General features: G+C 68.8%; 14 protein-coding genes. 7 read left to right on the top strand and 7 right to left on the bottom strand.

The genetic code is table 11. The features are described 5' to 3' along the window. The first annotated feature begins 83 nt into the window (after positions 1–83). Positions 84–656 carry a hypothetical protein gene (locus IG04_RS0100690; protein ID WP_063758190.1) on the top strand — a complete coding sequence of 191 codons (573 nt, stop codon included), beginning with the start codon at positions 84–86 and terminating at the stop codon, positions 654–656. Between the two features lie 516 nt (positions 657–1172). Here the strand turns inward: IG04_RS0100690 and fabF are convergent. The 5 genes from fabF to IG04_RS0100715 all read right to left on the bottom strand — a co-directional run bounded on the left by fabF (position 1173) and on the right by IG04_RS0100715 (position 5985). Continuing rightward, positions 1173–2408 carry a beta-ketoacyl-ACP synthase II gene (gene fabF, locus IG04_RS0100695; RefSeq protein WP_030474506.1) on the bottom strand — a complete coding sequence of 412 codons (1236 nt, stop codon included), beginning with the start codon at positions 2406–2408 and terminating at the stop codon, positions 1173–1175. Continuing rightward, positions 2405–2641, bottom strand: coding sequence for an acyl carrier protein (locus IG04_RS0100700; RefSeq protein ID WP_030474507.1), 237 nt, complete (start codon positions 2639–2641; stop codon positions 2405–2407). The genes fabF and IG04_RS0100700 overlap by 4 nt, the downstream gene beginning before the upstream one ends. Before the next feature lie 46 nt (positions 2642–2687). Next, on the bottom strand, positions 2688–3665 hold the full coding sequence (locus IG04_RS0100705) for a beta-ketoacyl-ACP synthase III (protein WP_030474508.1): 978 nt from the start codon (positions 3663–3665) through the stop codon (positions 2688–2690). Continuing rightward, positions 3662–4591 (bottom strand): ACP S-malonyltransferase, encoded by a 930-nt coding sequence (locus IG04_RS0100710; RefSeq protein WP_084401753.1) that lies wholly within the window; start codon positions 4589–4591, stop codon positions 3662–3664. The genes IG04_RS0100705 and IG04_RS0100710 overlap by 4 nt, the downstream gene beginning before the upstream one ends. A 194-nt stretch (positions 4592–4785) precedes the next feature. Beyond that, positions 4786–5985 (bottom strand): PucR family transcriptional regulator, encoded by a 1200-nt coding sequence (locus IG04_RS0100715; RefSeq protein WP_030474510.1) that lies wholly within the window; start codon positions 5983–5985, stop codon positions 4786–4788. A gap of 121 nt (positions 5986–6106) precedes the next feature. Here IG04_RS0100715 and IG04_RS0100720 point away from each other — a divergent pair, with 121 nt between their 5' ends. From IG04_RS0100720 to IG04_RS0100730, 3 genes are all read left to right on the top strand, one after another. Beyond that, positions 6107–7663 carry an alpha/beta hydrolase gene (locus IG04_RS0100720; protein WP_245816394.1) on the top strand — a complete coding sequence of 519 codons (1557 nt, stop codon included), beginning with the start codon at positions 6107–6109 and terminating at the stop codon, positions 7661–7663. A gap of 205 nt (positions 7664–7868) precedes the next feature. Then, positions 7869–8639: a mechanosensitive ion channel family protein gene (locus IG04_RS0100725; RefSeq protein WP_036013169.1), complete on the top strand. Its 771-nt coding sequence runs from the start codon at positions 7869–7871 to the stop codon at positions 8637–8639. Positions 8640–8794: 155 nt separating this feature from the next. Beyond that, positions 8795–9838: a glucose-1-phosphate thymidylyltransferase gene (locus IG04_RS0100730; RefSeq protein WP_030474513.1), complete on the top strand. Its 1044-nt coding sequence runs from the start codon at positions 8795–8797 to the stop codon at positions 9836–9838. On the opposite strand, the gene IG04_RS0100735 is transcribed toward IG04_RS0100730, so the two are convergent. After that, on the bottom strand, positions 9835–10878 hold the full coding sequence (locus IG04_RS0100735; RefSeq protein ID WP_030474514.1) for a winged helix DNA-binding domain-containing protein: 1044 nt from the start codon (positions 10876–10878) through the stop codon (positions 9835–9837). The genes IG04_RS0100730 and IG04_RS0100735 overlap by 4 nt on opposite strands. A gap of 9 nt (positions 10879–10887) precedes the next feature. Then, positions 10888–11976, bottom strand: coding sequence for a phytase (locus tag IG04_RS0100740; RefSeq protein WP_030474515.1), 1089 nt, complete (start codon positions 11974–11976; stop codon positions 10888–10890). 55 nt (positions 11977–12031) lie between these two features. Here IG04_RS0100740 and pnuC point away from each other — a divergent pair, with 55 nt between their 5' ends. The 3 genes from pnuC (at position 12032) to IG04_RS0100755 (ending at position 14758) form a co-directional block, all read left to right on the top strand. Further along, positions 12032–12655, top strand: coding sequence for a nicotinamide riboside transporter PnuC (gene pnuC / locus IG04_RS0100745; RefSeq protein WP_030474516.1), 624 nt, complete (start codon positions 12032–12034; stop codon positions 12653–12655). Continuing rightward, entirely contained in the window at positions 12652–13824 is a 1173-nt protein-coding gene (locus tag IG04_RS0100750; RefSeq protein ID WP_030474517.1) for a M14 family zinc carboxypeptidase, read from the top strand. The genes pnuC and IG04_RS0100750 overlap by 4 nt, the downstream gene beginning before the upstream one ends. A 163-nt stretch (positions 13825–13987) precedes the next feature. Beyond that, positions 13988–14758 (top strand): GNAT family N-acetyltransferase, encoded by a 771-nt coding sequence (locus IG04_RS0100755; RefSeq protein WP_211257637.1) that lies wholly within the window; start codon positions 13988–13990, stop codon positions 14756–14758. The last annotated feature ends 27 nt before the right edge of the window (positions 14759–14785 follow it).

The raw sequence follows: 14785 nt of genomic DNA on the forward strand, positions 1-14785 counted from the left end.
GAAATTTTGTGTTTCGATGTAACGGGCCACGTTTTGTGAGCGGCCCTCCACTGCTCGCGTGTCGTGCGGCTAGGCTTGCGCGCGTGGGGAGCGTGGCAAGCCGCTGGCTGGTGCCGGCCGTGGTCGTGATCACCGGCGCCGCGGTGGCGGCCGGGATGGTGGGCAGGACCGTGTACTCGCGCCCGGCGGAGGCCCAGGGAGCGCCGGCCGTTCCGTCCTCGTCGGTCGTGGGGCCGTTGCCTGGGTCCTCGGAGGTCCGGCTGAGCCCGGACTCGTTCACACATCCCGATCGGACCGCCGTGCAGCGTGTTCTGCAGGCCTACTTCGACTCGCTGAACTCGCTGGACTTCGCCGGGTGGCGTGAGGTGGTGTCGGCCCGGCGGGTTTCGTCCACGCCTGAGGCCGGATGGATCGCTGCCTACGAGACCACCCGGGATGGCGGGATGGTGGTGCAGCGGGTCGAGTCGGATGTGGTGGGGCGGCGGTTGCGGGTGTTGATCTCGTTCGTGTCCACTCAGGACGTTGCCAAGGCTCCGCCTGCCTTGCCTGAGGGGTGTATTCGGTGGCGGGTGGTTTATGTGCTGGTTTGGGAGGGTGGGGAGTTGAAGGTGGATGAGGCGCCGGAGAACCGGAACCCTCAGATGGAGAAGTGCTGATCCGCCTTCGCCTTCGGCGGTTCGCATCGGCTGGGTGGGTTGTCTCCCTGGTGCGTTGGCGTCCGGCGGTTTGGTGTTCGTAGGTGGTTGCGTGGCGTGCTTGTGTGGCGGCTGCTTCCTGGGGGACTCCGCCCCCCAGACCCCCCACAATCTGATCAAAGACCGGCCCGCGCCATGCGCAGGTTGATGGCACGCCTGTTGCTTTGGGCGGAGTTGCGTTGCTTAGAAGGGTGCGGTGGTGGGGTGGTCCCGTCACGAGCCGCACCAGAGCGGGCCACATCTGGAGGGATGGGTCAAGCCGACGAAGAGCGTGTCGGCTTGACCCATCCCTCCAGATGCAGCAAGAGCTGAGGTGCGACTCGTGACGGGACCACCCCACCCATGCCGCGCGGTAAGGACGGCTCGCCTGCGGCATCGCGGTTGAGCCCCCTGCGAGAGCGTGCTCGAATCCTTGGCGGGCACGCACAAGGCCCTGGTCCGCGTGCGGGCCAGGGCCTTGTGGTGGTGCTGTGGTGCTTAGGCCGGGGTGAAGGCCAGGGCCACGTTGTGGCCGCCGAACCCGAACGAGTCGTTCACCGCCGCTTCCAGCTTGATCTTGCGTGGTTCGCCTGCCACCACGTCCAGCGTGACGGCCGGGTCGAGGTTCTCCAGGTTGAGCGTCTGGGGAACGATGCCGTCGCGGATGGACAGGACGGTCACGATTGCCTCGACCGCTCCTGCTGCTCCCAGCAGGTGGCCCAGTGCGCCCTTCGGGGCGGTCAGGACCGGGTGGTCGCCGATCGCCTTGCGGATTGCCACGGTTTCCGCGACGTCGCCCACCGGGGTGGAGGTGGCGTGGCAGTTCACGTGGCCCACGTCGGACGGGTCGATGCCGCCGGAGCGCAGGGCCGCGGCGATGGCGCGTGACTGGCCCACGCCCTCGGGGTCCGGGGCCGTGATGTGGTAGCCGTCGGCCGAGGTGCCGATGCCTGCGAGGCGGCCGTAGATCTTCGCGCCGCGGGCTTCCGCGAACTCGCGGCGTTCCAGGACCATGATGCCCGCGCCCTCGCCGAGGACGAAGCCGTCGCGGCCCGTGTCGAACGGGCGCGAGGCCTTCTCCGGCTCGTCGTTGCGGGTGCTCATGGTGCGGGCCTGCGAGAAGCCCGCCACCGGGATGGCCGTGATGCACGCTTCCGCGCCGCCTGCGACGACCACGTCGGCTTCGCCGGACATGATCATGCGGTAGGCCCACGCGATGGCCTCCGCGCCTGACGCGCAGGCGGAGACCGGGGCGTGCACGCCCGCCTGTGCCTTCAGTTCCAGGCCCACGTGCGCGGCCGGGCCGTTCGGCATCAGCATCGGGACGGTCAGCGGCGACACCTTGCGCAGGCCGTGCTGTTCCAGGATGTCGTCCTGGGTCAGCAGGGTGATCGCGCCGCCGATGCCCGTGCCGATGATCACGGCGAGGCGCTGGCGGTCGACGGTGTCGTCGTCGTGGCCCGCGTCGGACCACGCCTGGCGGGACGCGACGATGGCGACCTGCTCGGAGCGGTCCAGGCGGCGTGCCTCTACTCGGGGGAGCACCTCGGTCGGGTCCACCACGAGCTGCGACGCGATCTTGACCGGCAGGTCGTACTTCTCGACCCAGTCGTGGGTCATGGGGCGAACCCCGCTCTTGCCGGCCAGAAGGGCGTCCCAGGTGGACGTGACATCACCACCGAGCGGGGTGGTGGCACCCAGCCCGGTGATGACGACCTCGATGCCCGAAGTCACTTGTTGCTGGTGATGTAGTTCACCGCGTCACCAACGGTCTTGAGGTTGGCCAGCTCGTCGTCCGGGATCTTCACGCCGAACTTGTCCTCCGCCTGGACGGCGATCTCGACCATCGACAGCGAGTCGATGTCGAGGTCGTCCACGAAGGACTTGTCAGCGGTGACGTCGTCGGCGGCAACGCCGGCGACCTCTTCGACGATCTCGGCAAGGCCGGACAGGACGTTCTCGCTCACTGAAGTTCCCTTTCGATTGAAACGATGGAAAAACTTGGGGTGGTACTCATGGGCACCGGACCACCTGCCCCGCATAGGACAGGCCCGCGCCGAAACCGACCATCAGCACCACGTCTCCGGAGGAGATCTCGCCCGCCGACCGCATGTGGTCCAGCGCCATGGGGATCGAGGCCGAGGAGGTGTTGCCGGATTCGACGATGTCTCGAGCGACCTTCAGGTCCTCGCGCGCACCATTCTTGCGCAGGCGCTTGGCGATCGCCTCGATGATCCTGAGGTTCGCCTGGTGCGGGGCGAAAACGTCCACATCGGACAGTTCGACCCCTGCGAGTTCGGCTGCGCGGATCGCTACCGGTGCGACCTGCGTGGTCGCCCACCGGAAGACCGCCTGGCCTTCCTGGTGGATGAACGAGTCGCGGTCGTCGATCCTGATGACCTCGGACATCGAGCCGTCCGAGCCCCAGGCGACGGGGCCGATCTCGTTCGTGTCGCCGGCGCCGACTACGACGGCGCCCGCGCCGTCCGCGAAGATGATCGCGGTCGAGCGGTCGTCCTGATGGGTCCAGTCGGTGAGCTTCTCCGCGCCGATGACGAGGAAGTTGCGCACCGAGCCGCCGCGGACGATGTCCGCCGCGGTCGCGACGGCGTAGCAGAAGCCCGCGCACGCGGCGTTCAGGTCGAACGCGGCCGCGGCCTGGATGCCGATCCTGGTGGCGACCTGGGCTGCGGCGTTCGGGATGGTCGACGGCATGGTGCACGTCGCCACGATCACGCCGCCGATGTCGGCGGGCGTGAGGCCCGCGTCCTCGATCGCCTTGGTGCCCGCGATGACGGACATGTCGACGACGCCCTCGTCCTTCGCCGCCACCCGCCGGTTGACGATGCCGACCCGCTCGCGGATCCACTCGTCCGAGGTGTCCATGCGCTGGGCGAGGTCGTGATTGCTCACCACGGTCTCGGGCTGATAGCTGCCGAGACCGAGGATGCGGCTACCCGCGACTGCCTGTGGGGCCCGGAAGGTCGTCACTGAGTGGCTCCAGCGGTATCGAAGAGCTCCGTGACCTTCTCCAGCTGGTCGGGCGTCTTCAGGGCGAGGGTCGCGGTGCCCTTCATCGCACGCTTGGCGAGACCCGTCAGCACGCCGGCGGGCGGCAGCTCGATCGAACCGGCGATGCCCTTCTCGACGAAGGTGGCCTGGCAGAGGTCCCAGCGAACGGGGCTCGTGACCTGGGAGACCAGGCGCCGCAGCACCTCGGCGCCCTCGGTGACGACCTGACCGTCCTTGTTGGACACCAGCGGCAGCGACGGGTCGTGCGTGGTGACTTCGGCGGCACGCGCGCGCACCGCGTCTTCCGCAGGCGCCATGTACTTGGTGTGGAACGCGCCCGCGACCGCCAGCTTGCGGATCTTCGCCGGGCCCGGCGGGTTCGCCGCGAGCTCGTCGAGCGCGGGGTGCGGACCGGCCGCGACGATCTGGCCCGCGCCGTTGCGGTTGGCGGGCACGAGGCCGAGTTCCTCCAGGCGGGCGAGCACCTCCGGCTCGTCGCCGCCGAGCACCGCGGCCATGCCGGTCGGCTCCAGGGCACACGCCTGAGCCATCGCGGCACCGCGCACGGCGGCCAGCGCGACGGCGTCGTCGGCGCTGATGACGCCCGCGACCGCGGCGGCGGCGAGTTCGCCGACCGAGTGACCGCCGACGATCACGGCGGAGGGCAGTTCGACGCGGCGGCGCAGCTCACTGAACGCGAGCACGGCGAGAGCCACGACGAGTGGCTGGGTGATCGCGGTGTCGACGATCTCGTCGGCCTCCGCGGTGGTGCCGAGACGCACCAGGTCCAGGCCCGTGATCTCGGACCACGTGCGCACCTGCTTCTCGGCCCCCTCCAGTTCGAGCCAGGGGGCGAGCATGCCGGGCGTCTGGGACCCTTGTCCGGGCGCGAGGAGTGCGATCACGTCGATTACTAAAGCTGGTGAACCCACCGCTACCCCATGCTGTGAAGAACGAAGTACTGCGATCGTATTTGTAGAGACCCTACAAAAGTGTCGGTCAGGTGAACGCTCCGCGACGTAAGCCCAGCTCAGGGCGATGGAGGGTCGTTTGGCCCTCACCCTAACGGATGTGTGCGAAGTCCGTCACAGGCTGCTCGCTACCACAGGCCACGGGAGCGCGCTAGGCGTCCTACAGACAATGCGACGCGAAGCACAAGTGCGTCTCGAGCGTCATGTGCATTTCTTCCCGTCATTTCCTGAACGCGCCGAAGGCGATATCTGACCGTGTTCGGGTGCACGAAAAGCCTTTTCGCGCACGTCTCCAGCACGCCACCGACCTCCAGGAAGGCGTCCACGGTCTCCAGCAGCGCGCCGCCCGCGTCCTCCAGCGGCCGGGCGACCCTGTCGACGAGCTGCCACTCGGCCTCCGGATCGCCGGCCAGCGCCCGTTCCGGCAGCAGGTCGAGCGAGCGGACGGGACGGGGGGCGGCGGGCCAGCCCACCACGGCACGCAGTCCGCTCAGCGCGTCGCTCGCACTGCGATGGGCCTCGGCGAGGCTGGCCACGGTCGGCCCTGCCACGACCGGGCCCTCGCCGAACCCCTCGGAGATGCGGCCCAGGACGTCCTCGCCGGTCTCCGTCGGGCCGCCGAGCACGACCACCAGCCGTGAGCCCTGCACGGACAGCAGCACCGGACGGCCCGCACGGGCCGCCTTGCTGCGCACCGAGTAGACGATCGCGGGCGGGTCCTCGCCGCCGGGTTTGCCGACCAGCACCGTCGCCTCCAGCGCCGGGTCCCACCCGAGCGCGGCGGCACGGGACAGCAACGACTCCTCCGGGTCGCCACGCACGACACCGTCCACGACCAGCGCTTCCAGCCGCGCGTCCCACGCACCGCGCGCCTCGGCAGCCGCCGCGTAGGAGGTGGCGGCCGAGAAGGCGATCTCCCGCCCGTACCGCAGCACGCCCTCCATCAGCAGCGCGCGCTCCGCCTCGTTCGCCGCCATCAGCGGCATCTGCTCCTCGAACAGCTCCAGCGCTATCCGGACCAGCTCGACGGTCTGGCGCAGGCTGACCCAGCGGGAGATGTCCTTGGGGGCGCTGCGGAACGCGTCCGCGGTCAGCCGGATCGCCTGCTGCCGGTCGTGCAGCCACTCGACGAACCCGGCCACACCGTTCTGGATCAGCAGCAGGACGCTCGCACGCTGGTCGGCGGGCATCCGCGCGAACCACGGCAGGCGCCGCTCCATCTCGGCCACGCTGGCGGTCGCGAGCGAGCCCGATGCGCGTTCGATCTTGCGCATGGTGCGGGCGGAGAGCGTCGGCGGGTGCTCCTCCTTCGCCTTGCTGCTGGTCATACCCGCAGCTTAGGCGTTCGGACGGACATCACCGGGATGGGTGACAGAACCCATGTACCTGATTGAACCGCCATACCTTCGGGCAGCAGAGGTCATGTTCGTCCGGCGCGGAGGTTTCGTCTTGCGTAGGTTCCCGGCACTCGCCCTAGGGGTCGTCGCTCTGCTGACCACGAGCACGACCGCCTCCGCTGATCCGCCCGATCCACTCGCCGAGTTCCACTCCCAGCCGGTCAAATGGGCGCCGTGCGAGGGAAAGCTCGCCGAGCTGGAATGCGCGACGCTCATCGCGCCGCTCGACTACGCCAAACCGGCCGGCGACAGGATCAACCTGACGATCAGCCGCAAGAAGGCCGCGGCGGCCGATCGCCGGCGTGGCGTGCTGTTCACCAATCCGGGTGGACCCGGTGGGTCAGGTCTCGGACTGCCGCTGTTCCTCGGGAAGTCCGAACTCGCCCAGGTCCACGACGTGATCGGCATCGACCCGCGTGGCGTCGGCGGTTCGACGGCGCTGAACTGCCGCACCGCGCCCGCGATCGCCGCGCCGGAGTCGCGGCCAGCGGACAGCGAGTTCGGCAAGTGGGCGGCCGAGGCGCGCGAGGCCGAGGAGGCCTGCCAGAAGTCCGGTGGCGGGATCCGGCCGTTCATCAGCACCGCGAACACCGCGCGGGACATGGACGTCGTGCGCGCCGTGCTGGGCGAGCAGAAGATCAACTACCTGGGTTACTCGTACGGCACGTACCTGGGCGCGGTGTACGGGACGTTGTTCCCGAGCCGGCTCGACCGCAGCGTGCTCGACTCGGCCGTGCACCCGGAGTGGATCTGGCACGAGCAGTTCCGCCAGCAGGCCGTCGCCTACCGCAAGGACGTCGAGATGTGGGCGTCGTGGGTGGGGGAACGCAACGAGAAGTTCGGGCTGGGCAAGTCGCGTGACGAGGTGCTGGCCGAGGTCGAGAAGGTCGCCGCGAAGCTGCACGCGACGCCGGTAGGTGAGCACAACCGCTCCTCCTTCGACGGCGCGATGGGCGTCGGTGCCCGCTACCGTCCACTGTGGTCGGACCTGGCGTCGATCGTGACCAAGCTGCGGTCGGGGGAGAAGCCGGCGAACGCCGAAGGCGCCAAGGCCGGGCAGGTGCTCGCGAGGACCGGTCTGGACGAACTGCGGTCGGGCGTCTTCGACACCGTCACCTGCGAGTCGGACTGGCCGACCGACCTGCACAACTACTACGAGGACATGCGGATGTTCCGCGAGCGCTACCCGTACGGCTTCGGCATCGTGCGGGCCGCGCCCATGACGTGTACGTTCCGCTCGTTCACGCCGCCGGAGCCGCCGGTCAGGATCGGGCGCAACGGCTACCCGATCGGCGTCGTCGTGCAGTCCGAGGGTGACACGCAGACCCAGTACGCGAGCGGGCCGGCGATGGCGCAGCGGCTCGGGCACAACCTCATCACCGTCACCGACGAGGGCAAGCACGGCCTCTACAACGGTGGCAACAAGTGCGTCGACGACAGGGTCAACCGGTACCTGGTCGACGGGGCGCTGCCCGGCAGCAGTTCCGAGTGCACCGGCGACCCCCGGCCCGAGGTGCCGAAGGACGGCCAGGGAGGCGCCGCGCCGACGTTGTCACCGGAGGGCATCCAGGCCTATCTGGACGGCCGCGGCTTCTCCGCAAGGCCCTAGAAATGTGGAAGCGCCCACCACAGAGCGTGGCGGGCGCTTCCCTCTCCCCGGTCCCCACCGGTAGTTCCACTCTGGACTGTATTGCGACGAATATCCACGTCAGCCACCCTTTCGTGTAGCAGTGTCGAAGTTGTGAAGCGGTGTGATCCACGAAACGATCAGCGCGTCTGATCTTCACTCACCGCAACTTGTTCAAGGAGGGCCTGTGGGCTCGCAAATCACCGAGGGCCTGGGCCAGGCGTGGGCGATGGTCGCCACGTTCGTGCCGAAGCTGCTCGGCTTCCTGGTCGTTCTGGTCATCGGCTGGTTCATCGCCAAGGCGCTCGCCAAGGGTGTTCAGTTCCTCCTCAAGCGCGTCGGCTTCGAGAAGCTCGTCGACAAGTCGGGCCTCAACGGCGCGATGCGGCAGTCGTCGATGGACGCGTCCGGTCTGATCTCCAAGATCGTGTACTACTTCGTGCTGCTCATCGCGCTGCAGCTGGCGTTCGGCGTCTTCGGCGCCTCGAATCCGGTCAGCACGCTGCTCAACGAGGTCATCGCGTACCTGCCGCGCATCGTCGTGGCGATCATTCTCGTGATCGTCGCGTCGGCCATCGGCACCGCGCTCAAGGGTCTCGTCAGCGGTGCGCTGGGCCAGCGCTCGTACACGAAGCTCATGGGCAACATCACCTACGGCTTCGTGATGGCGCTCGGCATCATCGCGGCGCTCAACCAGCTGGGCATCGCGATCTCGGTGACCATGCCGGTCCTGATCGCCGTGCTCGCCACCATCGCCGGCGTGATCGTCATCGGTGTGGGTGGCGGCCTGGTCCGCCCGATGCAGGCGCGCTGGGAGGGCTGGCTGACCCGCGCGCAGGAGGAGGCGCAGACCCAGTCGCCGATGCCTCGTGCGTCGCAGGAGATGCCGCAGAGCGTGGGCGGCCGGATGGGTGACATGGCGACCCCTCCGTCGGGCACCCCGATGTCTGACAAGTAGATTTTGGGAAAGTAGTCCTACCTCGTAAGAAGGGGCCCTGCGCGAACATCTCGTGCAGGGCCCCTTCTTCGTGTTCTGACAGTTCTCCAGCTCCGGTCCAGTGCCCGCACGCAGCCTCGTGTCCACCCGAACTGTTCCGTCGCGGTGGAGGACCTATGAAAGCCCTTGTGCTGTCCGCGGGCGTACGCCCGGCCGGATACTCGCTGCCTCGGCAGATCGTCCCCATCGCGAACAAGCCGGTGCTCGAGTACGTCGTGGAGAACCTGCGGGACGTCGGCATCACCGACATCGGCATCGTCGTCGGCGATGGTGCGCAGGAGATCTCCGAGCTGTTCGGCGACGGCTCGTACCTCGGGGTTTCCATCACCTACATCCAGCAGGACGTGGCTCTGGGCGTGGCGCACTGCGTGCGGATCGCCCGGCCGTTCCTGGGTGACGACGACTTCGTGATGTACATGGGCGACAACGTGCTCGTCGAGGGCATCGGCCAGATCGCCGACGAGTTCGCGCGGCTGCGGCCGTCCGCCCAGGTGCTCGTGGACAAGGTGGAGGACCCGCGGCTGTACGGCGTCGCGGAGGTGGACGAGAACTCGCGCGTGACGCGGTTGGTCGAGCACCCGCAGGAGCCGCGCAGCGATCTCGCGATGATCGGCGTCTACTTCTTCACGTCCGCGATCCACGCCGCCGTCGACGCGATCGAACCGTCGTGGCGCGGCGAGTTCGAGATCACCGACGCGCTGCAGTGGCTGGTGACGCACGAACGTGACGTGCGGGCGCGGATGTACTCGGGGTTCTGGAAGGACACCGGGAAGGTCGAGGACGTGCTGGAGTGCAACCGCGAGCTGCTGATGGGGCTGCGGACGGACATCCAGGGCATCGTCGACGACGAGTCGCGGCTGATCGGTGACGTCGTGGTCGAGGAGGGTGCGCGCGTGGTGCGGTCGTGCATCGTCGGGCCCGCGATCATCGGTGCCGGGACGCTGGTCCAGGAGTCGATCATCGGGCCGTACACGTCGATCGGCGCGGACTGCCGGATCGTCGATTCCGGGCTGGCCGACTCGATCGTGCTGAACGAGGCCACCGTGCACAACGTGTCCGGGATCGAGACGTCGCTGATCGGGCGCCGGGCCCGCGTCGGCTCCGCGCGCCAGCACCGGCTGGTCGTCGGTGACGGCGCGCACGTCGAAGTCGCCGCTTAGCTCTTCCTGATCCAGTCCTGAAGGCGGTCGCACTCCTCGGCGACCGCCTTCTGCCTGCTCCTCGGTTGCGCGTCGATGTAGTCGACGGAGATGGTGCGCTCCTTGGAGATGGACCAGGTGGCGACGACGTAGCCGTCGACGAGGACCGTGGGCTTGCCGCCGATGACGACGCCGAGCCGGTCGTCCGCGATGACCCTCCTGCGGTCGGCGTGGGCGAGCAGGATGTTGTCGAACTCGGGCAGAAGCCGCACCGGGACAGGGGTTTCCGGGTCGGGGCGCGGGGCGTCGGGGAGGTCGAGGAGCTCCTTACCCGCCTCGTTGCGGAACGTCACGAGCCGCGGGCGCAGTGCCGCGAACGTCTCGGCGAGCCTGGTGAGGCCGGACCACTGCTGGGCGTCCATCACGGTGGCCGGTCCGAAGGCCCCGAGGTAGCGCAGGACGAGCTCTTCCTTGTCCATGGCGTTCTGGGGTTGGCCCAGCCAGTTCTCGACGGTCGTGCAGACGGCCCTGCCGCTGCTGTGCCACAGGCCGCGCGGCGGGAGCTGGACGAGGGCGAGCTTGTTGCGCAGGGCGTTGCCGAGGACGGTGTGCTCGCGGTCCGGCCAGCGGTCCTTGAGCTGCCTGCCGGCGTCGGCGGTGCCCTGCGGAATCTCGTCGAGGATCTTGCGGCCCGCCTCGGCGATCTCGTCGAAGTCGAGGCCCTTCAGGCGGGCGGCGAACGGCCCGCTCTGCAGTTCGCGGTCGAGCTTGAGCTGGGTGTGGGGCCGCAGGCCGAGCGCGTCCCGTGCGCTGACCAGGTGGATCGTGCCGCGCATCAGGAGCATGCGGACGGCTTCGCGGTTGGTCAGGAGGTCTTCGAGCTCTTTCGGCTGGAAGTTCCGGAGGCGCGTCCAGAGGCCGACGTAGGGCGATTTCGGTTCCTGCGCCTGGATGCCGAAGAGGTGCTCGATGGTGGCGAGCGCGCTCATGTCGGCGCGCTCGCGCAGCATCTGGCGTTCGATCAGTGCTCTGTTGAGCTGGTCCTGGCTGAGCGTCCCCATCGGGACAGACTAGAACCTGATGAACGCGAATCCGGTGCCGTTCGGGCGTTCTCCGTCGTGGACGACGAGCAGATTGAGCTTGCCCAGCACGATGTCGGCGCCGTCGGAGTGCTCGACATCGGCGATCTTGAAGTCCTGCAGCGGCTTCATGTCCGACGTGCGGTAGGCGACGAACCGCGAGTCACCCTGGCTGGACGCGAGCAACACGTCGTCCGCGATCGCGAGGCCCTCGGCGTCCGCTTCGAGCCACTTGCCGCCGAAGCCGGGGTTCGGGCCGTCCGCCTCGCACTCCTCGGTCTCCGGGTTGTACTTCTGCGGCGCGCCCCACGTGCGGACCTTGTCGACGAGCTGCGGCTTGCCGAAGCCGTTGGAACGCAACGGGATGCGCCAGATGCCGACGTCCTCCTGGGCGGCGTAGAGGGTGCTCGTGCGTTCGTCGATCACCATGCCCTCGACCTGCGGGCCCTCGCCGGGCTCGCCGCACACGGTCCAGTTCCTGCCGTCCGGCAGGGTGAAGGTGCTCGGAAGGTCCAGAGTGGACACCTTCCTGGTGTCGTACCGGTCGCCCTTCACGACCTGGAGGAGCGCGATGCTGGTCTCGTTGCGGCGGCTGGTGACGACGACGTCCTTGCCGTCGACGCGCCCGGCGGCCAGGCCGTAGACGGTGTGCTGGTCGTCGACCTCGGGCTCGGTCTTGGAGAACACCGGCTTGGTGGCGGGGTTCGTGACGTCCCGCGCGCCGCGTTCGTCCACTTGGAACACCCGGATGCGGTCACGGCCGCGGTCGCTGACGAACGCCAGGTCGCCGAGGACATCGACGTTGTTGAAGCGGCCGGGCTTCGCGTCGGGCGTCGGCGGCAGCGGTGCCGGATAGACGCCGATCGTGCGGCCGTTCAGGTCGAACGCCGCCAGGCCGCCTTCCTTCAGCGTGCCCAGGACCACACTGCGTTCGGTGTTGCGCGGGTTCACCCAGATGGCAGGGTCGTCCGCGTCGGCGGGCTCCTCGAACGTCTGCGTGATGACCGTCGGTGTGATGACGGGCGTCGCGGGAGCGGTGAGGAACAAAGGCACGAGCGCCAGTGCTAAAGAAGATGACATGGTGGGACCGTAGGAAACACCGGTGTACTGCGACTGAACCGCGGGGGAACAAGCCGTGTGGTACGAGTGGGGACTGACGATCTTCGGTCAGAAGATCGCGTACACAGAGCTGGCCGGGCAGGTGCTGGCGCTCGCGGTCGTGTTCCTGGCGCAGCGCCGTTCACTCTTGACCTGGCCCGTTCAGCTGGTCTCGGTCGCACTGCTCTTCACCGTCTACCTGTCGGCGCACCTGGGCGGCCTGGCCACCAGGCAGGTCGCCGTCGGTGCGATCGCCGTCTACGGCTGGTACGCGTGGGTGCGCCGCCGTGACCCGGTCTTCGGCGTGGTGGTGCGCAAGGGTTCCCGGCGCGAACGGCTCGCGATCGCCGGTGCGTTCGTCGTCGGCACCGTCGCGTTCGCGCTGGTGCTGGACGCGCTGGACGCCTCGTGGGCGCCGTGGCCGGACGCCGCGATCTTCATCGGCACGATCCTGGCCTTCGCGTTGCAGGGCCTGGGCCTGGTGGAGTTCTGGCTGGTGTGGCTGGTGGTCGACGCCGTCGGCGTGCCACTGCAGATCCAGTCGGGCCTGTACTTCAGCGCGTTCGTCTACGTGATCTTCGCGGGCCTGGTCATCCACGGTTTCGTCGACTGGAACCGCACCGCCCGCCGGTTGACACAGGAGGCAAAGTCTCCTCTATGAGGGGACTGTTGATCGCTCTGCTGACCGCTGTCTCGTCGCTGGCAGCCGTTCCGGCCGTCGCCGCGCCTGCGCCGCGAACCGGATTCGAGCTCACCGGCAAGTGGACCACCGAGTCCGAGGAACAGGCCTACCTGCGCGCCACGGGCCTGCCTGTTTCCGAGATCGGGACGACCGCCCAAGGCCGTCCCATCCAGCTCGTGCGCGTGGGCTCCCGCTCCGCGCGCACGGTGGTTCTTTACATCTGCTCCCAGCACGGCGACGAACCCGCCGGCCGCGAGGCGTGCCTGATCCGCATGCGCTCCCTGCCGCGCTCGTCCGGCGTGACCTACCTCTTCGTCCCGAACGCCAACCCGGACGGCCGCGTCGCGAACACCCGCGGCAACTCCGCCGGCGTCGACATCAACCGCGACCACCTGCTGCTCCGCACCGCCGAGGCACGCGCGATGGCCTCCGTGATCCGCGACTGGCAGCCCGATGTCATCCACGACCTGCACGAGTTCGGTCCTTCGGAGCCCTACTACGTGAAGGACGTCCTCTGGCTGTGGCCGCGCAACCTCAACGTCGCTGACGGCGTGCACGACCTGTCCGAGACGCTCTCCCGCTCCTATGTGCGTCCGTCCGTCGAGGCCGCTGGGCGCACCTCCGGCGTGTACGGCATCTACGTCGACCCGGTGACCGGCGAGCCCATCCGCCAGGTCGCGGGCGACGGTCAGGAACGCATCCTGCGCAACACGGGCGGGTTGAAGCACGGCATGGGCCTGCTGCTCGAGACCAACGTCGACAACACACCGCTCTTCCGCGTCGACTCGCATCTGAAGGCGCTGGACGGCACGCAGTCGTTCGTCGGCTCGAACCGCTCGGCGATCGAAGCCGCCAACGCTGCCTCCCGCGCGGTCCGGTCCGGCCCGGTGTACTTCGGCGGCGCCGACAACCAGGCCCCGGATCCCTCGGACGTGGTGACCACCCCGCCGTGCGGTTACGTGCTGACCGGGGCCCAGTACCGCGAGGTGCAGGACGAACTGGCCCTGCACGGCGTCAGGTCCCAGTACCTCCGGGGCGGCGACCGCATCGTGCCGCTGAAGCAGGAGGCCCGCGCCCTGGTCCCCTTGCTGCTGGACGCCCGAGCCGACGGCCCCCTCCTGCACGCCCGACCGGTCGCCCAGTGCTGACCCAACTGATATATCGGTTGCTCTGACCAGCGCCTTAGCAATGAGACTTTGGACTTCGTCCGCAAAAGACTCATTGCTAAGGCCGTCGGGGCGACGGCAACTGGTATATCGGTGGACTGATATATCGGTCGCGGCCGCCCTCCGCACCTGATCCGATGGCGGCATGAACGACGACCTGCCGGCCCGGATGGAGATCAACCTCGCCGAGCACGCCTGCCATCTCCACCGTCACCTGCCGGGCGCGACCGTCACCGAGACGAGTGATCTGCTGATCGCGGACAGTGGCCTGCCGGACGACACGTTCAACGTCGTCGCCAGGGCCCGCTTCGTCACCGACGCCGCCGAACGCGTCGCGCGGACCGTGAGCGAGATCGCGGCGACCGGACGGCCGTTCTCGTGGCGGGTCGGCCCCGGCTCGACGGGCCTGGACGAGGTGCTGACGGCCGCCGGCCTGACCCCGTCCGAGACCGAGACGGGCATGTGGCTCGACCTCGGCGGCAAGGTGCCCGAGGCGTACGCCGAAGGTCTCGACATCCAGCCGGTCCGCACACCGGACCAGCTGGCTGACTACGCCGCGGTGCTGTCCGCGAACTGGGACCCGCCCGCCGCCACGGTCCGCGAGTTCTACGCCGCCGCGGCGGTACCCGCGATGACCAGCCGAGCCTGCTACCTCGTCGGGTACGTGGCGGGCCGGCCGGTCTGCACCGCCGAGGTGTTCCCGCATGCCGGAGTCGCCGGCATCTACAACGTCACGACGCTCGCCACCGACCGTCGCCGCGGCTACGGCAGCGCTGTCACGGTCGCCGCGCTGCATGTCGCGCGTGCCGAGGGCTTCCGGACCGCTGTCCTGCAGGCGTCCGCGGACGGCGAACCCGTCTACCGGCGCCTCGGGTTCGCCGCCTGCGGTCAGTTCACGGAGTACGCCCTGGGCTGAAAGGTGCTACGGGCGCCAGAACTCGCG

It is taken from the genome of Lentzea albidocapillata, assembly GCF_000719115.1.
GTDB lineage: Bacteria > Actinomycetota > Actinomycetes > Mycobacteriales > Pseudonocardiaceae > Lentzea > Lentzea albidocapillata.

Excerpts from the sequence above, each read along its gene's own strand:
- IG04_RS0100715 (WP_030474510.1), bottom strand. The coding sequence starts at position 5,985 with ATGACCAGCAGCAAGGCGAAGGAGGAGCACCCGCCGACGCTCTCCGCC.
- IG04_RS0100750 (WP_030474517.1), top strand. The coding sequence starts at position 12,652 with ATGAGGGGACTGTTGATCGCTCTGCTGACCGCTGTCTCGTCGCTGGCA.
- IG04_RS0100735 (WP_030474514.1), bottom strand. The coding sequence starts at position 10,878 with ATGGGGACGCTCAGCCAGGACCAGCTCAACAGAGCACTGATCGAACGC.
- IG04_RS0100740 (WP_030474515.1), bottom strand. The coding sequence starts at position 11,976 with ATGTCATCTTCTTTAGCACTGGCGCTCGTGCCTTTGTTCCTCACCGCT.
- IG04_RS0100730 (WP_030474513.1), top strand. The coding sequence starts at position 8,795 with ATGAAAGCCCTTGTGCTGTCCGCGGGCGTACGCCCGGCCGGATACTCG.
- IG04_RS0100755 (WP_211257637.1), top strand. The coding sequence starts at position 13,988 with ATGAACGACGACCTGCCGGCCCGGATGGAGATCAACCTCGCCGAGCAC.